Raw genomic sequence first — 18,894 nt, 5'->3', positions numbered from 1 at the left:
GGACCTCGCCATGCCCTCTTTTCTACGGCACGGCACTGACAACTAGGACGCCCGATTCCGGTTCTGGACGCGTCGGTTTTGTGAGGTTTCCGAGGCCGTGACAAGGAGCGGGTGCCGGACCACGGTAGGCCCGCGGGCACCGTCAGCCAATCTGGTTATCCACAGGCCATGTGGACGACCGCCCGTATGCTGTGGAGAACCCGCCAAAACCTGTGCACGACGCGGTGGACAGCCCTGTGAACAAGCCCTCGATCCCTGTCCACAACATGCTCTGAGCTGCGCTTTTCCCATCCACCGGCTGTGCAGAAGAAAAACTTTCCCAGTCGGACCAAGATCGCTTCGAACAACGCGCGACATCGCGGGCGGCGCAATCAGAGGTAAGGGTCACTCAGCATTTGCATCACTTACCTGTGGACGATTAGATTAGCGCCCATGTCACAGGCTCCCGCGACCTCCGAGGGCACCCGACGGGGGCACGACCGAGAGATCATCGCACTGGCCGTCCCGGCCTTCGGCGCGCTCGTCGCCGAGCCGCTTTTCGTCATGGCCGACAGCGCGATCGTCGGCCATCTCGGCACCGCTCAACTCGCCGGTCTCGGGATCGCCTCGGCCCTCCTCACCACCGCCGTGAGCGTCTTCGTCTTTCTCGCCTACGCCACCACCTCCGCCGTCGCCCGCCGGGTTGGCGCAGGCGATCTCCAGGCGGCCGTCCGTCAGGGCATGGACGGCGTCTGGCTGGCCCTGCTGCTCGGTGCCGCGGTCATCGCCGTCGTCCTGCCTTTCGCTCCCGGCATCGTGGACGTCTTCGGCGCCTCGGCCACCGCCGCCCCCTATGCGACCACCTACCTGAGGATCTCCTCCCTCGGCATCCCGGCCATGCTGGTCGTTCTCGCCGCCACCGGCGTCCTGCGCGGCCTCCAGGACACCCGGACACCGCTGTACGTCGCTGTAGCGGGGTTCATCGCCAACGCCGGGCTCAACGCAGCGCTCGTCTACGGCGCCGGACTGGGCATCGCCGGCTCCGCCTGGGGCACAGTGATCGCCCAGTGCGGGATGGCGGCGGTCTACCTGACCGTCGTCGTCCGTGGCGCACGCAAGCACGGGGCATCGCTACGCCCCGACATCGCCGGAATACGGGCCTCGGCACAGGCGGGCGTACCCCTGCTCGTCCGTACGATCTCACTGCGGGCCGTCCTGATGATCGCCACCGCCGTGGCGGCACGGCTGGGCGATGCCGACATCGCCGCCCACCAGATCGTGCTGTCGCTGTGGAGCCTGCTGGCGTTCGCCCTGGACGCGATAGCGATCGCCGGGCAGGCCGTCATCGGACGCTATCTCGGAGCGGATGACGCCGTCGGCGCCCGCGAGGCCTGTCGGCGGATGGTGCAGTGGGGCGTCGCCACTGGAGTGATCCTGGGCCTGCTCGTGATCGCCGCCCGGCCGCTCTTCCTCCCGTTGTTCACCGGCGACCCCGCCGTGCGAAACACCGCGGTGCCCTCGTTGCTCATCGTGGCTCTCTCCCAGCCGATCTCCGGCGTGGTCTTCGTCCTCGACGGTGTTCTGATGGGTGCCGGAGACGGGCCGTATCTCGCCGGGGCCATGGTTCTCACGCTGGCGGTTTTCACACCGGTGGCCCTGCTCGTCCCCGCCCTGGGCGGTGGGCTGACCGCGCTGTGGGGCGCCATGACGCTGATGATGACCGTACGGATGCTCACCCTCTGGCTGCGCGCCCGCTCGGGCCGGTGGATCGTGACCGGCGCGACGCGCTGACCGATGTGCGATGCCGACGGTTTCACGTGAAACATCGCGGGCTGTCACGTTTCACGTGAAACACCCACGGCTGCATACCATGGCCGCCCCAGAGAGCCGACGTAAAAACAGGGGCCGCACCCTTCACGGGTGCGGCCCCTGTTCAGCTACCGCTCAAGCCGAGCGCAGCGTCAGCCCGCGACGACCTCGATGTTGACCTTGGCGGCAACCTCGGGGTGCAGACGCACGGACGTCTCGTGGGCGCCCAGGGTCTTGATCGCAGAACCGACCTCGATGCGACGCTTGTCGACCTCGGGGCCACCGGCAGCCTTGATCGCCGAAGCGATGTCGGCCTGGGTGACGGAACCGAAGAGGCGACCGGCGTCACCGGCACGGACGGCCAGGCGGACCTTGACGCCCTCGAGCTGGGCCTTCACCTGGTTGGCCTGCTCGATGGTCTGGATCTCGTGGATCTTGCGAGCACGACGGATCTGCTCGACGTCCTTCTCGCCACCCTTGGTCCAGCGGATCGCGAACTTCCGCGGGATCAGGTAGTTGCGTGCGTAGCCGTCCTTGACGTCTACGACGTCGCCGGCGGCGCCGAGGCCAGAGACCTCGTGGGTCAGGATGATCTTCATGAGTCGGTCACCCTTTCCTTAGCGCGCGGTGGACGTGTAGGGCAGCAGCGCCATCTCACGGCTGTTCTTGACGGCCGTGGCGACGTCACGCTGGTGCTGCGTGCAGTTGCCGGTCACGCGGCGGGCACGGATCTTGCCGCGGTCGGAAATGAACTTCCGCAGCATATTCGTGTCCTTGTAGTCCACGTACGTGACCTTGTCCTTGCAGAAAGCGCAGACCTTCTTCTTAGGCTTGCGCACAGGCGGCTTCGCCATGGTGTTTCTCCTGTGTGATCAAGAAGTGGGGATACGAGCCCTGGCCCCTTAGAAGGGGGGCTCGTCCGAGTAGCCGCCACCGCCGCCGGAGCCGGAGCCGCCGCCCCAGCCGCCACCGCTCTGGTTGCCGCCACCAGCGGGAGCGCTGGAAGCCCAGGGGTCGTCGTTGGGGGCACCGCCCTGGCTGCCGCCACCGGAGCCACCGCCCCAGCCGCCGCCACCCTGGCCGCCACCGCCGCTGAAACCGCCCTGGCCACCGCGGCTGCCGCCACCGGCGGTCTTGGTGACCTTGGCCGTGGCGCTCCGCAGGCTGGCGCCGACTTCCTCGACGTCCAGCTCGTAGACCGTGCGCTTGACACCCTCACGGTCCTCGTAGGACCGCTGCTTCAGCCGGCCCTGCACGATGACGCGCATGCCTCGCTGGAGCGACTCCGCGACGTTCTCCGCCGCCTGACGCCAGACCGAGCAGGTCAGGAACAGGCTCTCGCCGTCCTTCCACTCGTTGGTCTGACGGTCGAAGGTGCGGGGGGTGGACGCGACGCGGAACTTCGCGACCGCCGCACCGGAGGGGGTGAAGCGCAGCTCGGGGTCATCGACAAGATTGCCGACGACCGTGATGACGGTCTCGCCTGCCATAGGGGAACCTCTCGGCGGGTTTGCTGCTGGCTGCTTGTGCTGCTACTCGAAATCCCGAGATCGGCTGAGCGGAGCTCAGTGAGTCTCGGGGCGGAGGACCTTGGTCCGGAGGACCGACTCGTTCAGGTTCATCTGGCGGTCGAGCTCCTTGACGACCACAGGCTCGGCCTGCAGGTCGATGACCGAGTAGATGCCCTCGGGCTTCTTCTTGATCTCGTACGAGAGACGACGACGGCCCCAGGTGTCGACCTTCTCGACCTTTCCGTTGCCCTCACGGACGACGGAGAGGAAGTTCTCGATCAGGGGGGCGACAGCGCGCTCCTCCAGATCGGGGTCGAGGATGACCATCACCTCGTAGTGACGCATGTGGAACCCACCTCCTTTGGACTCAGCGGCCACGGTCGTTCCGTGGCAGGAGGGTTGTGATGCGTACGCAACGGTATCGGCAGCCACTGACATCCGGGGGTCCCGTCGGGATCCCGGGCAGGCATGGGCAGACACCGGTGCAGACGCTACAGACTACCCGCACACCCGCTTCCGGTTGAAATCCGGCGGCCTGGGCCCTCAATCTGTACACATCGGGTGTGTACGGCGCTACGATGCGCCGCCTTCCGCAGGAGGTGCCCTATGGCACAGGCATTGCGACCCAACACCGCCGGATCCCTGTTCGCCACCGACGGCAAGACCCATCCGCTCCAGGACTCGCTGATGGCGGTGACGCTGGCGCTCGGACTGATCGCCTTCATCACGTCGTTCTTCCACAGCCTGCACCTGCTCAGCTCGTGGACCGGCCTGCTCGGCCTCTTCACCGGTCTGTACGGGCAGTGGGTCTCGATCACCACGCGGGAGCGTTTCGGCCTGATCCTGGGTCTCGGTGCCTCGGGCATCGGCTTCTTCATCGGTATGGCGCACGGCGGCCTGTTCGGCTGAGTCCGGCACCCCGCACCACCGTCGAACGCCCCGGCCGGACAGCGGCCGGGGCGCAGGTGCCGTACGGCCAGTCGGGCCGCGGGCAAGGCGCAGTAGGCTTCGGCGCGAGAGCCGGAGCCCCTGTACCCATGGGGACACACCAGCCCGAGGAGCGCCCCGACATGAGCCTGACCCTGAGGACCATCAGCCGCGAACAGCATCTGGCGTACATCCAGAGTCTGCCGGCGGCTAGCCACATGCAGGTCCCGGCCTGGGCCGATGTCAAGGCGGAGTGGCGTTCGGAGAACCTCGGCTGGTTCGACGAGCGCACCGGCGAGATGGTCGGCGCCGGCCTGGTGCTGTACCGCCAGCTGCCCAAGATCAAGCGCTACCTCGCCTATCTCCCCGAGGGCCCGGTCATCAACTGGTTCGCGCCGAACCTCGACGAGTGGCTCCAGCCGATGCTGGCGCACCTGAAGCAGCAGGGCGCGTTCTCGGTGAAGATGGGCCCGCCGGTGATCATCCGGCGCTGGGAGTCCAACTCCATCAAGCAGGGCATCCAGAACCCGGACGTGAAGCGGCTGCGCGACATCGAGGCCGACTTCATCGAGCCGCGCGCCTTCGAGGTGGCCGACAAGCTGCGCCGGATGGGCTGGCAACAGGGCGAGGACGGCGGCGCCGGCTTCGGTGACGTGCAGCCGCGCTACGTCTTCCAGGTGCCGCTGGCGAACCGTTCCCTGGAAGAGGTCCACAGGAACTTCAACCAGCTGTGGCGACGCAACATCAAGAAGGCCGAGAAGGCCGGCGTCGAGGTCGTCCAGGGCGGCTACCAGGACCTGGCGGAGTGGCAGCGGCTCTACGAGATCACGGCCGTGCGCGACCACTTCCGCCCGCGCCCGCTGTCGTACTTCCAGCGCATGTGGACGGCGCTCAACAGCGAGGACCCCAACCGGATGCGGCTGTACTTCGCCCGCCACAACGGGGTGAACCTGTCCGCGGCGACCATGCTGATCGTCGGCGGGCACGTCTGGTACTCCTACGGCGCGTCCGACAACATCGGCCGTGAGGTGCGCCCCTCGAACGCCATGCAGTGGCGGATGCTGCGCGACGCCTACGCGCTCGGCGCCACCGTCTACGACCTGCGCGGCATCTCCGACTCGCTGGACGAGACGGACCACCTCTTCGGCCTGATCCAGTTCAAGGTGGGTACCGGTGGCCAGGCCGCCGAGTACCTCGGCGAGTGGGACTTCCCCCTGAACAAGCTGCTCCACAAGGCGCTCGACATCTACATGTCGCGCCGCTGACGTCACGCTCCGTGCTTCTATAACCCTGACACACCGCAGTCCTCTGGCAGTCGCCAGCCACGCAGAAAGGTTCCAGGTCCGGCCATGGCGCTCACGCTCTACGTCGACACCGCGCGCTGGCGGGCGCACCACAAGCACGTGCAGGAGCAGTTCCCGGGTCTGGTCCCGGTCTGCAAGGGCAACGGCTACGGCTTCGGGCACGAGCGGCTGGCGGAAGAGGCCACGCGGCTCGGCTCGGACATCCTCGCCGTCGGCACGACGTACGAGGCCGCGCGCATCAAGGACTGGTTCGGCGGCGACCTGCTGGTACTGACCCCGTACCGGCGGGGCGAGGAACCGGTGCCGCTGCCGGACCGGGTCATCCGCTCGGTGTCGTCCATCGACGGCGTGTACGGCCTGGTCGGTGCCCGCGTGGTCATCGAGGTGATGTCCACGATGAAGCGGCACGGCATCAGCGAGCAGGATCTGCCGCAGCTGCACTCCGCCATCGAGAACGTCCGGCTGGAGGGCTTCGCCATCCACCTGCCGCTGGACCGCACCGACGGCTCGGACGCCGTCGAGGAGGTCATCGGCTGGATGGACCGGCTGCGTGCTGCCCGGCTGCCGCTGCACACGATGTTCGTCAGCCACCTCAAGGCCGACGAACTCGCCCGGCTGCAGCAGCAGTTCCCGCAGACCCGGTTCCGGGCCCGGATCGGCACCCGGCTGTGGCTGGGGGACCACGACGCCACCGAGTACCGCGGGGCGGTCCTGGACGTCACCCGCGTCGCCAAGGGCGACCGGTTCGGCTACCGGCAACAGAAGTCGGCCTCGGACGGCTTCCTGGTGGTCGTGGCGGGCGGTACGTCGCACGGGGTGGGCCTGGAGGCCCCGAAGGCCCTGCACGGCGTCATGCCGCGCGCCAAGGGCGTCGCACGGGCCGGCCTGGCCACGGTGAACCGGAACCTTTCCCCGTTCGTCTGGGGCGGCAAGCAGCGCTGGTTCGCGGAGCCGCCGCACATGCAGGTGTCGATCCTCTTCGTGCCCTCGGACGCCCCGGAGCCCAAGGTCGGCGAGGAGCTGGTGGCCCATCTGCGGCACACCACGACCCAGTTCGACCGGATCGTGGACCGCTGAGCGTGCGCAGCACGGAGAAGCACGCCACCTGACCTTTCGCAGGACAGGCAAATGGGCCGCACACGGAGTCCGTGTGCGGCCCATCTCCGTTCAGGGCACGGAGTGTTCGCTCAGGGCGAACCGTCCTCGGAGGATCGGCTTCCCCATTCCACCTGCGGCCCCTCGAAGTGGGCCGCGTGCCGCGGGGGACGGGCCGCCGCGCCGAGCACGAAGACGTCCTGCGCACCGTCCAGCACCCCGCCGGAGGGATCGTCCTCCCCGTTGCGGCGCACTACGTCCCGCTCGGGCATCAGGATGTCTCGCACGACCATGCCGCACAGATAGAGCGTGCCCAGCAGGTGCACGGCGATGGCCCAGTGGTAGCCGTCGGTCGGCAGGCCCTTGTGGGCGTCTCCGCTGGTCGTGTACGCGAGGTACATCCAGATCCCCAGGAAGTACGCCACCTCGCAGGCCTGCCAGATCAGGAAGTCCCGCCACTTGGGCCGGGCGAGGACCGCCAGCGGCACCAGCCACAGCACGTACTGCGGGGAGTAGACCTTGTTGGTGAGGATGAAGGCCGCCACCACCAGGAAGGCCAGCTGGGCGAAGCGCGGCCGGCGCGGGGCGGTGAGGGCCAGTGCGGCGATGCCCAGGAAACAGAGCAGCACCAGGACCGTGGCCGCGGTGTTCACGAAGTCGGTACTGGGCGGGGTGGTCGTGTTCTGCGCCCAGATCAGCCAGAAGGAACCGAAGTCGACGCCCCGCTCCTGGCTGAACGTGTAGAACTTCGACCAGCCGTCGAACGCGAAGATCATCACCGGCAGGTTCACGACGAGCCAGGCGGCCACCGCACCGCCCGTGGCAACGAAGAACTCCCGCCATTTGCCCGCCCGCCAGCACAGCAGGAACAGCGGTCCCAGCAGAAACACGGGGTACAGCTTGGCGGCCGTGGCAAGCCCCAGGAGAACGCCGAAGGCGAGCGGACGGCTCCGGGACCACATCAGCATCGCCGCGGCCGTCAGAGCGACCGCCAGGAGGTCCCAGTTGATGGTGGCGGTCAGGGCGAAGGCAGGGGCCAGAGCGACCAGCAGCCCGTCCCAGGGACGTCGGCGGTGGGTACGGACCACGCACACCGCGATGATCGCGGCGCACAGCATCAGCATCCCGGCGTTGACGAACCAGTACACCTGCTCCTGGAGCATGATGCTGCCGCTGCCGGGGGTGAGCCATGCGGCCACCTCCATGAACACACCGGTCAGCACCGGGTATTCGAGGTAGTCCATGTCGCCGGGGAGCTTGTCGAAGTACGGCACGAGACCGTCGGCGAAACCGCGCCCCTGGTAGAGGTGCGGAATGTCCGAGTAGCAGGCGTGGGTGTACTGGGAACTCGCGCCGAAGAACCAGCCGCTGTCGTAGCAGGGCACCTTCTGCACCATGCCGAGGGCGAACATCCCGACCGCCACGATGACGACCACCCGTAGCGGCGTCCACCAGGACGTGCCGAGCAGGGCACGTCGCCCGATGGGGCCGCCGATCAGCTCACTTCCGGCCGCGGCGACCTCGTCTTCCCTGGTCGGCCGCACCGGCTCCGGCTCGCGCACGCCCGCGGGCGTCGTCTCTGCACTGGGCATGGGGCCCATCCTGCCGCACCTCTCTAGGAATACGCCGAGGGCCGCCGCACCTCGTCGGGTGCGGCGGCCCATGTTTCACGTGAAACAGACTTCGGCGGGCGAAACGGTCACCAGCCGGTCAGACCGCGCGGCTAGCCGGTTGATCCGCCGAAGAAGTTCCCTCCGCCGTTGGCATTGCCTCCGTTGTTGCCCACGCCGGTCGTATCCGTAGCTGAGGGCGAGGACGTCGTACCCGACGTGCTGCCGCCAGTGTTACCACCGTTGGTCGAGCAGTTCCAGGCGAACCGGCAGGTCTCCGTCACCGTGGGCGACGGGGGGGCGATCGTCTCGCTCGGAGTGGCGCTCGGCGTCTCGGTGGGCGTCTCGCTCGGCGTGATGCTGGGAGACGGCGTCGGGGAAGGAGCCCCGGCCTCGTCGGCGATCTGACCGATCTTGGTCGCCTCGGGGAAGCCCAGGTCGTTCTTGCCCTTCAGCGCGGCCTTCATGTACTCGGTCCACACCGAGGTCGGGATGTCACCACCGTGGATGGACGCCACGCCGGCGGTGCCGTTCATGGAGAGCAGCTCGGCGTCCTTCGGGTTCTCACGGAACATCGCCACCGAGGTCGACAGCTGCTGGGTGTAGCCGACGAACCAGGCCGACTTGTTGCTGTCAGTGGTACCGGTCTTGCCCGCCGCCGTGCGGCCCAGGGCCTTGGCGTTGGTGCCCGTACCGTTCTGGATGACGTTCTGCAGGACGTCCGTGACGTTGTTCGCCACGTTCTCGTCCAGGGCCCTGGTCACCTTGGGCTTGTCGAAGCCGGTCAGCGGCTGCCCGTCCTGCTTGACCGCGGTCACGGAGTACGGGTCCACGTGTTGGCCGGACGCCGCGAAGGTCGCGTAGGCGTCGGCCATGCGGATCGCGCTCGGGGTGGACGTACCGATGGCGAACGACGGGTTCAGGTCCTGCGACATGCTGTTGGGCAGGATTCCGGAGGCCTGAGCCACGTCCCGCACCTTCGTCATACCGACGTCCACGCCGAGTTGCACGAACGGCGTGTTGATCGACTGCTCCATCGCCTTGCGGAGGGTGATGTAGCCCCAGGGGTACCCGCTCTCGTTCCGCTGCCGGAAGATCGAGTTGTCCTTGTTCAGGTAGAACGTACCGTCGGGCCTGCGCACCTTGAGGTTGTCGTCGCCGTTGTACTTGCTCAGCGGCGACACCCCGACTCCGTCGGTCTTGTACGTCCCGTACTTCATCGCCGCCGCCAGTACGAACGGCTTCCACGTCGAACCGACCGGGACACCGGAGGTGTCGGCGTTGTTGGTGAAGTGGTTGTTCTCGTAGCCGGCACCGCCGTACAGCGCGACGATCGCGCCGTCGTTGGGCACCACCGACGCGGCACCGAACTGGACGTACTTGTCCTTCTCACGGTTCTTCGGGTCCAGACGGGCCTTCTGGACCTTCTGCACGGCCGCGCTCAGCGCGTTGACCTTGTCTTTCTGGAAGGTCGTGTAGATCTGGAAGCCGCCCTGGTCGAACTGCGTCTCCGTGATGTTGGAGTGCGCGAGGACGTACTTCTTGGCCGTGTCGGCGAGATAGCTGATCTGGCCGGTCATGCCCTTGATGGCCTTGCGGCCCTGGGGCGTCGGGTACTGCTTGATGGCCGTCTGGTACTCGGCATCGGTGAGGTGCTGGTCCTTGTGCATCTCTTCGAGGATCCAGGCCCAGCGGTCGTGCGAACGCTTGTAGTTGGCTTCCTTGGTGGCCGCCGGATCGATGTCCGGGTTGCCCGCGGGATCGTAGTACGTCGCACCCTTCAGCAGGGCCGCGAGGACCGCGCACTGGCTCGGCTGGAGGTCCTTCGCGTCCACACCGTAGTAGGTCTGCGCGGCGGCCTGGATGCCGTAGGCACCACGGCCGAAGTACGACGTGTTCAGGTAGCCCTGGAGGATCTGCTGCTTGGTGAGCTTGGTGCCCACCTTGATGGAGATGAACATCTCCTTGAACTTCCGGGAGACCGTCTGGTCCTGGCTCAGGTAGGTGTTCTTGACGAACTGCTGGGTGATCGTCGAACCACCCTGCGTCTGACCGCCCCGGGCCATGTTGACCAGGGCGCGGGCGATACCCATGGGGTCGACGCCCGAGTCCGAGTAGAAGCTCTTGTTCTCCGCCGAGATCACCGCGTTCTGCATGGCCTCGGGGATCTGGTCGATCGTCACGTTCTGCCGGTTCGCACCGGTGCCCGTGGCCACCATCTGATCGCCGTTGGACCAGTAGTAGACGTTGTTCTGGGACCTGGCCGCGTCGTTCTCGCTGGGGATGGACACCATGGCGTAGCTCACGCCGACCAGCGCGACCAGGCTGCCGAAGAAGGTGACGCACACCCCGGAGACGAGCTTCCAGGAGGGGACCCAACGGCGCCAGCCGAATCTGTTCGCCCTGGGGTAGTCGATCAGACGCTTCTTGCCGGGCGCCGTCGACGCCCGGCCTCTGCCACGCCCCGGCCCGGCGGGACCGCCAGGACCGCGGCCTCCGCTGTCGGGCGCTCTACGGCGACTGTTTCCCGTGCTTCTCTGCGCCGCCCGGCGTGCCTCGGCACGGCCGCCGTACTGGCGCTCCTCACCTCCCGAGCCCGCGTCCGACCCATAGGAACTGGACCCATAGGAGTCGGAAGGAGACCCGGTGGCGCCTCGCGGTGTCGCACGGCGGCCGGAGGACGGTCCGGACTGGCCGCGTCGGGCCGCGGCACGTCCGCCTCCCTGCGGCGGCGGCGGTTTGCGACGGTGCTCGCTCATCGAACGATTACTCCTCGGGCAGGCGCACCCGTGGGCGCCTGGAACGGCGGCTGATTTCCGGTCCCCCCGACATACGGATGTGGTCGGTCCTGCATTCACCCGTACGGCACCGAGGACGTCGACGCCCCCCAGGCGTCTCTTGGTTCCCGGTGGTGTGCATGCCGCACAGACTACGCACCACCAAAACCCGCCGGGGCCCGAAGTTCACCCCAAATCAGGCAAGTTGCCTCCAACGAATCGGTGATGTGATCCCGTTCACCGCCGTTCCTCTTGTCGCACGGGGAAAGCCGATCTATCGTCGGGATGTATCGAGTCGATACATCAGAGCGAGATAAGCAAGCCGCGGACGAGAGGAGGCGATCATGAGCCGGCGCTCCGGCATCCTTGAGTTCGCCGTCCTCGGCCTGCTCCGCGAGTCCCCGATGCACGGTTATGAGCTGCGGAAACGGCTCAACACATCACTCGGCGTGTTCCGTGCCTTCAGCTACGGAACGCTCTACCCCTGCCTCAAGACGCTGGTCGCCAGCGGCTGGTTGATCGAGGAACCGGGGAGTACGGCCGAGGATGCTCTCGCCGCGCCGCTCGCCGGCCGCCGCGCGAAGATCGTCTACCGGTTGACGGCCGAAGGTAAGGAGCACTTCGAGGAGCTCCTGTCCCAGACAGGCCCCGACGCGTACGAGGACGAGCACTTCGCGGCACGGTTCGCCTTCTTCGGGCAGACCTCGCGAGATGTGCGGATGCGCGTGCTGGAGGGCCGCCGCAGCCGGCTGGAGGAGCGCCTGGAGAAGATGCGCGCCTCGCTGGCGCGGACCCGGGAGCGCCTCGACGACTACACGCTTGAGCTCCAGCGCCACGGGATGGAGTCCGTGGAGCGCGAAGTGCGCTGGCTGAACGAGCTCATCGAGAGCGAGCGGGCCGGGCGGGACCTGAAGGGGTCCGCCTCCGAGGGGTCCGCTCAGCAGAACACCAACAATGGAGCGCCGGGCGCCCTGCCCCGGTCCGGAGATTCCCTCCGGCCGGATGCGTCCGACGACACCGCCACGTGAGACCCGGTCAGGGCCTCACTCGTACACACAGGGAGCAACCGGAATGGGTTCGGTTCGCGTAGCCGTCGTCGGCGTGGGCAACTGCGCCGCATCGCTGGTGCAGGGCGTCGAGTACTACAAGGACGCCGACCCGGCGTCCAAGGTCCCCGGCCTGATGCATGTGCAGTTCGGCGAGTACCACGTCAAGGACGTGGAGTTCGTCGCCGCGTTCGACGTGGACGCCAAGAAGGTCGGCCTCGACCTGGCGGACGCCATCGGCGCCTCCGAGAACAACACCATCAAGATCTGCGACGTGCCCAGCACCGGTGTCACCGTCCAGCGCGGCCACACCCTCGACGGTCTCGGCAAGTACTACCGCCAGACCATCGAGGAGTCCGAGGCCGAGCCGGTCGACGTCGTCCAGATCCTCAAGGACAAGCAGGTCGACGTCCTCGTCTGCTACCTGCCCGTCGGTTCCGAGGACGCGGCGAAGTTCTACGCCCAGTGCGCCATCGACGCCAAGGTCGCCTTCGTCAACGCGCTCCCGGTCTTCATCGCCGGCACCAAGGAGTGGGCGGACAAGTTCACCGAGGCCGGTGTGCCGATCGTCGGTGACGACATCAAGTCGCAGGTCGGCGCGACCATCACGCACCGCGTCATGGCGAAGCTGTTCGAGGACCGGGGCGTCATCCTGGACCGCACGATGCAGCTGAACGTCGGCGGCAACATGGACTTCAAGAACATGCTCGAGCGTGAGCGCCTGGAGTCCAAGAAGATCTCCAAGACGCAGGCCGTCACCTCCCAGATCCCCGACCGGGACCTCGGCGAGAAGAACGTCCACATCGGCCCGTCCGACTACGTCGCCTGGCTCGACGACCGCAAGTGGGCGTACGTCCGCCTCGAGGGTCGCGCCTTCGGTGACGTCCCGCTGAACCTGGAGTACAAGCTCGAGGTCTGGGACTCCCCGAACTCGGCCGGTGTCATCATCGACGCTCTCCGCGCCGCGAAGATCGCCAAGGACCGCGGCATCGGCGGTCCGATCCTCTCCGCGTCCAGCTACTTCATGAAGTCCCCGCCGGTCCAGTACTTCGACGACGAGGCCCGGGAGAACGTCGAGAAGTTCATCCGCGGCGACGTCGAGCGCTGACCCGGCACACCGCCGGGCACTGAAGCTCCACAGCTCAAGCTCGCAAAAAACGCTCCTGCCAGGGCTCGGAAGGGTCCCCGGGTCATCCGATCCGGGGACCCTTCTCCTGTGCACGGCCCCATATGTGAGGCTGTGCCCCATGCCCGTCGTCCGCGACCTGCGTGTCCTGCTGCGCCTGCGGAACTTCCGCCGTCTCCTCCTCATACGCCTGCTCTCCCAGGGGGCCGACGGCGTCTACCAGGTCGCCCTCGCCGCCTACGTCGTCTTCTCCCCGGAGAAGCAGACCTCACCGGCCGCGATCGCCTCGGCCATGGCCGTCCTGCTCCTCCCGTACTCCCTCGTGGGCCCCTTCGCCGGCGTCCTGCTGGACCGCTGGCGCCGCCGCCAGATCTTCCTCTACGGCAATCTGCTGCGCGCCCTGCTGGCCGCGGCCACCGCCGTCCTCATGGTCAGCCAAGTCCCCGACTGGCTCTTCTACGCCTCCGCCCTGTGTGTCACGGCCGTCAACCGCTTCGTCCTCTCCGGCCTGTCCGCCGCGCTGCCACGGGTGGTCGACACCGACCGGCTGGTGCTCGCCAACGCCCTCTCCCCGACCGCCGGCACCCTGGCAGCGACCGCCGGCGGCGGCCTCGCCTTCGCCGTACGTCTGGTGGCCTCCGATTCCGATGCCGTGGTGATCCTGCTGGGCGCCACGCTGTACCTGGGCGCGGCGCTCGCCTCCTTGGCCATGGCTCCCGACCTCCTCGGTCCGGGCCGGCATCCGACCCGGCCGAGCCTGGGCGCGGCCGTGATCACCACGGCACGCGACCTTCGGGAGGCGATCCGGCATCTCGCCGCACCGCGCCGCCGTGAGGCGGCCTGGGCTCTGATCAGCATGACGGCGATGCGCTTCTGCTACGGCGCGTTGCTCGTCCTGGTGCTGATGCTCTGCCGGTACGCCCTCTCCTCCGACCCGGACGACGGACTCGGGTTGCTGGGACTGGCTCTGGGCATCTCCGGCGCGGGCTTCTTCGCCGCCGCAGTGGTGACACCATGGACCGCGGGGCGGCTCGGCCCCGGCCGCTGGATCGTCGTGTGCGCCGCCTCCGCCGCCGTGCTGGAGCCCGCGCTGGGCCTCCCGTTCACGACCGTCCCCATGCTCGTCGCCGCCTTCGTCCTGGGGCTCATTACCCAAGGCGCGAAGATCGCCACGGACACCCTCGTCCAGTCGTCCGTCGACGACGGCTTCCGCGGCCGGATCTTCTCCGTCTACGACGTGCTCTTCAACGTCGCCTTTGTCGGGGCAGCCGCGGTAGCCGCACTGATGCTTCCGCCGGACGGCCGCTCCGCGACCCTCGTCATCATGGTCACCCTCGTCTACGCAGCGGTTGCCGCGGTCATGACCCGCTTCGAGGGTGACCGCCGGCCGCAGCAGGAACACACGGCTCCACAGTGAAGAGGGGCGATGTTTCACGTGAAACATCGCCCCTCGGCGTCACAGCGGGGTCATGTTTCACGTGAAACATGACCCCGCTGTGACCCTTCAGCCTTGCGCGGCCCACCACTCCTTGAGCGCGGTCACCGCTGCGTCGTGCCCCATCGGCCCGTTCTCCAGCCGAAGCTCCAGCATGTGCTTGTACGCCTTGCCGACCTCGGGGCCGGGGCGGATACCCAGGATCTCCATGATCTGGTTGCCGTCGAGGTCCGGGCGGATCGCGTCGAGCTCCTCTTTCTCCTGGAGTTCGGCGATCCGCTGTTCCAGGCCGTCATACGCGCGGGAGAGTGCCGCGGCCCTCCGCTTGTTTCGGGTGGTGCAGTCGGACCGGGTGAGCTTGTGCAGGCGGTCCAGCAGCGGGCCCGCGTCACGGACGTAGCGGCGGACCGCCGAGTCCGTCCACTCCCCGGTGCCGTAGCCGTGGAAGCGCAGATGGAGCTCGACCAGCTGCGAGACGTCCTTCACCAGTTCGTTGGAGTACTTCAGGGCCGTCATGCGCTTCTTGGCCATCTTCGCTCCGACCACCTCGTGGTGGTGGAACGAGACCCTGCCGTCGCTCTCGAAGCGACGCGTGCGCGGCTTGCCGATGTCGTGCATCAGGGCAGCGAGCCGGAGGGTGAGGTCGGGGCCGTTCTCCTCCAGCGCCATGGCCTGTTCCAGGACGATCAGCGTGTGGTCGTAGACGTCCTTGTGCCGGTGGTGCTCGTCGCTCTCCAGGCGCAGGGCGGGCAGCTCGGGCAGGACGTGGTCGGCGAGACCAGTGTCGACGAGCAGGGTCAGCCCCTTGCGGGGGTGGGCCGAGAGGATCAGCTTGTTCAGCTCGTCCCGGACCCGCTCGGCCGAGACGATCTCCAGACGGCCGGCCATGTCCTTCATCGCCGCGACGACCTCGGGGGCCACCTCGAAGTCGAGCTGCGCGGCGAAGCGGGCAGCTCGCATCATCCGCAGCGGGTCGTCCGAGAAGGACTCCTCGGGCGTCCCCGGGGTACGCAGCACGCGCAGTGCGAGATCCTCCAGACCGCCATGGGGGTCGATGAAGTCCTTCTGCGGCAGCGCCACCGCCATCGCGTTGACCGTGAAGTCACGGCGGACGAGGTCCTCCTCGATGGAGTCCCCGTACGACACCTCGGGCTTGCGCGAGGTGCGGTCGTAGGCCTCGGAGCGGTAGGTGGTGACCTCGATCTGGTAACCCTGCTTCTGCGCGCCAACCGTGCCGAAGGCGATCCCGACCTCCCAGACGGCGTCGGCCCAGGGCCGGACGATCTTCAGTACGTCCTCGGGACGAGCGTCGGTCGTGAAGTCCAGGTCGTTGCCGAGCCTGCCCAGCAACGCGTCCCGAACCGAGCCACCGACCAGGGCGAGGGAGAACCCGGCCTCCTCGAATCGGCGGGCGAGGTCGTCGGCGACCGGCGCCACCCGCAGCAGTTCGCTCACCGCGCGCTGCTGCGCCTGGCTCAGGACAGTGGGAGTGTCTTCATTGGCGTTCGGCACAACAGAACAGGGTACGTGCCCCGGACGGTCCGAAGCGCCGCCATATTCCGGCAGCGCCCCGCGTAAAGCCTCCCCGTGCGGAGAGTGGGACACCTCACTTCGTACCCGCACAAGCCCAGCTTTCGCCGCTTAAACGAGTCTCCCGACGATACTGGATATAGGGGACGGTCCGCTCTGCTCTTCTGATCTTGTGAGGCGGACCGCGGCACTTCCGTTCAGCGCACCTCGTTACCATGCGTGGACGCACATTCCGACGACCACTGACGACGACGAGGGACGGACGAGCGCGTGGCCGAGGCGGCAGACTTCCAGGGGACGCCCTCACCTGCCCGCCGCTGGCTGCGGCGCACCGGGGCACTGCTCGCGGGTGCGCCCCTGCTGGCCGGACTGATGCAGTTGTCCGCGGCGGTACCGGCGCACGCGGCCGGCTCGGACACCGTGTCCGTCGCACTGGACTCACTGAGCCCCAGCGCCCCCACCGACGGGGACACGCTGACGGTCTCCGGCACTGTGACCAACAACGGCAAGCAGGCCGTCACGGACGCCCATGTGGACTTGCGGACGGGCGCCCTGCTCAGCGCGCGCTCGGAGATCGACACGGCCGCCCGGCACTCCGACGACCTCCAGGCGCCCCTGGGCACCGAGGTCGGCGGCAAATACACCGAGGACTTCACCTCGCTCCCCCCGGGGGTGGCCGAGCACTTCAGCATCTCCGTGCCGGTCGACAAGCTGGACCTCGGCCAGGACGGCGTGTACCAGTTCGGCGTGTCGCTGTCCGGCAAGACCTCCGCGCAGCAGTGGGACCAGGTCCTCGGTATCCAGCGGACGTTCCTGCCGTGGCAGTCCTCCGAGGCCGACACGAAGACCAAGACGACGTATCTCTGGCCGCTGATCTCCACCGTCCACGTGACGGCGAAGACGGGCGCCGGCGAACTGCAGACCCCCGTCTTCCAGAACGACGACCTCGCCAAGGAGATCGCGCCCGGCGGCCGGCTGGCCCAGATGCTGGCGCTCGGCAAGGATCTCGAGGTCACCTGGGTGATCGACCCGGATTTGCTGGCCTCTGTGGACGCGATGACGCGCAACTACCGGATCCAGGGCGCAGGCGACACCACCGCGGCCGGCACCCATCAGGCGGTGGCCAAGCAGTTCCTGTCCGACCTGCAGGACGCGGTGGCGGACAAGGAGGTGGTGGCCCTCCCCTTCGCCGACCCGGACCTGGCCTCGCTCGCCCACAACGGCACCAGCGTGACCGGCTCGCTGAGCCATCTCAAGGACGCCACCGACGTCGCCGCCACCACCGTGAAGACCGTGCTCCATGTCACACCGAGCACCGACTTCGCGTGGCCCGTGGGCGGCGCGGTCGACCCCTCGATCATCAAGGTCGCCACCTCAGCGGGAGCCGACAAGGTGATCGCCCGCAGCGACAGCCTCCAGGAGACCGGCGGGCTGACCTACACGCCCTCGGCGGCGCGTCCGATCGGCGGCGGCACGACTGCCGTGGTCGCCGACGCGCGGCTGTCCACGGCGTTCCAGGGCGATCTGACGGACGCCGACTCGTCGACGCTGGCCGTTCAGCAGTTCCTCGCCCAGAGCCTGGCGCTGAACACCCAGACCGGAAAGCAGCGCAGTATCGTCGTCGCTCCACAGCGGATGCCGTCGATCAGCCAGGCCGGGGCAATGGCGACGGCGATCACGGCGCTGCAGGACAGTAACTGGTCGCAGTCCCAGGACCTGGAGGCGGCCGCCAAGGCCAAGCCCGATCCCGCCGCGACCACGAAGATCCCCTCGTCGTCCGCGTACCCCTCCGCACTGCGCAAGCGGGAGCTGCCCCGGACGGCCTTCGAGCAGATCGCCCGCACCCAGGACAAGCTCGACAACTTCCAGGTGATCCTCACCGACGAGTCCCGAGTGGTGACCCCTTTCGGGCGGGCCATAAACCGCGAGATGTCCACGTCGTGGCGGGGCCGCGGCAGTGAGGCGGACAGCTTCCGTACGAGCGTGGAGTCCTGGCTCGACGACCTCACCGGCCAGGTCAAGCTGATCGACAAGTCCGAGACCAAGCTCTCCGGCCGCAGCGCCACCATCCCGGTGACCGTCCAGAACAACCTGGTCCAGGGCGTCGACCACCTCGTCCTGCGCCTCACCTCGACCATGCCGACCCGACTGGAGATCGGCGGCAAGCCCTACTACGAGCAGCCGGTCGAGGTCTCCGGCGGCCACAGCCAGTCCGTGAAGTTCTCCACCTCGGCCAACGCCAACGGCCGGGTCGAGGTCACCGCCCAGCTCTACACCGAGGACGGGCAGGAGTACGGCGCTCCCGTCCGCTTCGACGTGAAGGTCACCGAGGTCACCCCGACCGTGATGCTGGTCATCGGCGGAGGCGTGCTGCTGCTGGTGCTCGCCGGCTTCCGGATGTACACCCAGCGCAAGCGGGCGGCCGCCCGGCGGGCCGAAGAGGACGGCGGCCCCGACACGGAGGGCGAGGGCACTCCCGGCGCTCCCGGCGCCCCGGAGGCTCCCGGCACGGCGGAGGCCGAGAACCCGGGGGACACCGAGGACGCCGACGGGCCGGGGAACCCCGCCGCCCGTGAGGATCGTCTCCGGGAGGAATCCGTCGCCGGGGCCCGGGAAGACGACCCGGAGCAGCCGAGTGACCCGACACCGGACACCGCACCGGAAAGCGCCGACCCGTCCGAGACGGGTGAGAGAGTGGACCGTTGAGCGATGTCGTGGCCGGTGGGCCCGGGACGATGAGGTGGG

General features: G+C 68.0%; 15 protein-coding genes. 8 read left to right on the top strand and 7 right to left on the bottom strand.

Annotation, left to right across the window (positions count from 1 at the left end):
- Positions 1-432 precede the first annotated feature (432 nt).
- Entirely contained in the window at positions 433-1,770 is a 1,338-nt protein-coding gene (locus tag BLW82_RS21610; RefSeq protein WP_093500878.1) for an MATE family efflux transporter, read from the top strand.
- Between the two features lie 170 nt (positions 1,771-1,940).
- Here BLW82_RS21610 and rplI read toward each other — a convergent pair whose 3' ends face one another.
- From rplI to rpsF, 4 genes are all read right to left on the bottom strand, one after another.
- Positions 1,941-2,387, bottom strand: coding sequence for a 50S ribosomal protein L9 (gene rplI, locus BLW82_RS21605; RefSeq protein WP_093500876.1), 447 nt, complete (start codon positions 2,385-2,387; stop codon positions 1,941-1,943).
- 18 nt (positions 2,388-2,405) lie between these two features.
- Positions 2,406-2,642, bottom strand: coding sequence for a 30S ribosomal protein S18 (gene rpsR / locus BLW82_RS21600; RefSeq protein WP_003949403.1), 237 nt, complete (start codon positions 2,640-2,642; stop codon positions 2,406-2,408).
- A 48-nt stretch (positions 2,643-2,690) separates the two neighbouring features.
- Positions 2,691-3,278, bottom strand: coding sequence for a single-stranded DNA-binding protein (locus BLW82_RS21595; protein ID WP_093500874.1), 588 nt, complete (start codon positions 3,276-3,278; stop codon positions 2,691-2,693).
- 75 nt (positions 3,279-3,353) lie between these two features.
- Complete coding sequence (rpsF, locus tag BLW82_RS21590) at positions 3,354-3,644, bottom strand: 30S ribosomal protein S6 (RefSeq protein ID WP_093500872.1); 291 nt, start codon at positions 3,642-3,644, stop codon at positions 3,354-3,356.
- A 261-nt stretch (positions 3,645-3,905) separates the two neighbouring features.
- Between rpsF and BLW82_RS21585 the strand changes: the two genes are divergently transcribed.
- From BLW82_RS21585 to BLW82_RS21575, 3 genes are all read left to right on the top strand, one after another.
- Positions 3,906-4,208: a hypothetical protein gene (locus tag BLW82_RS21585; RefSeq protein WP_093500870.1), complete on the top strand. Its 303-nt coding sequence runs from the start codon at positions 3,906-3,908 to the stop codon at positions 4,206-4,208.
- 161 nt (positions 4,209-4,369) lie between these two features.
- Entirely contained in the window at positions 4,370-5,491 is a 1,122-nt protein-coding gene (gene femX / locus BLW82_RS21580) for a peptidoglycan bridge formation glycyltransferase FemX (protein WP_093500868.1), read from the top strand.
- A gap of 84 nt (positions 5,492-5,575) precedes the next feature.
- Entirely contained in the window at positions 5,576-6,607 is a 1,032-nt protein-coding gene (locus BLW82_RS21575; protein WP_093500866.1) for an alanine racemase, read from the top strand.
- 110 nt (positions 6,608-6,717) lie between these two features.
- On the opposite strand, the gene BLW82_RS21570 is transcribed toward BLW82_RS21575, so the two are convergent.
- Positions 6,718-8,217: a glycosyltransferase family 87 protein gene (locus BLW82_RS21570; RefSeq protein ID WP_177233026.1), complete on the bottom strand. Its 1,500-nt coding sequence runs from the start codon at positions 8,215-8,217 to the stop codon at positions 6,718-6,720.
- Positions 8,218-8,348: 131 nt separating this feature from the next.
- Positions 8,349-10,994: a transglycosylase domain-containing protein gene (locus BLW82_RS21565; protein ID WP_093500862.1), complete on the bottom strand. Its 2,646-nt coding sequence runs from the start codon at positions 10,992-10,994 to the stop codon at positions 8,349-8,351.
- A 362-nt stretch (positions 10,995-11,356) separates the two neighbouring features.
- Between BLW82_RS21565 and BLW82_RS21560 the strand changes: the two genes are divergently transcribed.
- The 3 genes from BLW82_RS21560 to BLW82_RS21550 all read left to right on the top strand — a co-directional run bounded on the left by BLW82_RS21560 (position 11,357) and on the right by BLW82_RS21550 (position 14,601).
- A complete protein-coding gene (locus BLW82_RS21560; protein WP_093500860.1) occupies positions 11,357-12,040 on the top strand; it encodes a PadR family transcriptional regulator in 684 nt (227 codons plus the stop codon).
- A gap of 43 nt (positions 12,041-12,083) precedes the next feature.
- Positions 12,084-13,166: an inositol-3-phosphate synthase gene (locus BLW82_RS21555; RefSeq protein ID WP_093500858.1), complete on the top strand. Its 1,083-nt coding sequence runs from the start codon at positions 12,084-12,086 to the stop codon at positions 13,164-13,166.
- A 139-nt stretch (positions 13,167-13,305) separates the two neighbouring features.
- Positions 13,306-14,601 carry an MFS transporter gene (locus BLW82_RS21550; protein WP_093500856.1) on the top strand — a complete coding sequence of 432 codons (1,296 nt, stop codon included), beginning with the start codon at positions 13,306-13,308 and terminating at the stop codon, positions 14,599-14,601.
- Positions 14,602-14,688: 87 nt separating this feature from the next.
- Here BLW82_RS21550 and BLW82_RS21545 read toward each other — a convergent pair whose 3' ends face one another.
- Positions 14,689-16,131: a CCA tRNA nucleotidyltransferase gene (locus BLW82_RS21545; protein ID WP_093500854.1), complete on the bottom strand. Its 1,443-nt coding sequence runs from the start codon at positions 16,129-16,131 to the stop codon at positions 14,689-14,691.
- Between the two features lie 288 nt (positions 16,132-16,419).
- Here BLW82_RS21545 and BLW82_RS21540 point away from each other — a divergent pair, with 288 nt between their 5' ends.
- Positions 16,420-18,855 carry a DUF6049 family protein gene (locus tag BLW82_RS21540; protein WP_093500852.1) on the top strand — a complete coding sequence of 812 codons (2,436 nt, stop codon included), beginning with the start codon at positions 16,420-16,422 and terminating at the stop codon, positions 18,853-18,855.
- The last annotated feature ends 39 nt before the right edge of the window (positions 18,856-18,894 follow it).

Origin of the sequence: Streptomyces sp. Ag109_O5-10 (assembly GCF_900105755.1) — a bacterium.
Classification (GTDB): domain Bacteria; phylum Actinomycetota; class Actinomycetes; order Streptomycetales; family Streptomycetaceae; genus Streptomyces.
This window is presented reverse-complemented; position numbering and strand designations above follow the sequence as displayed.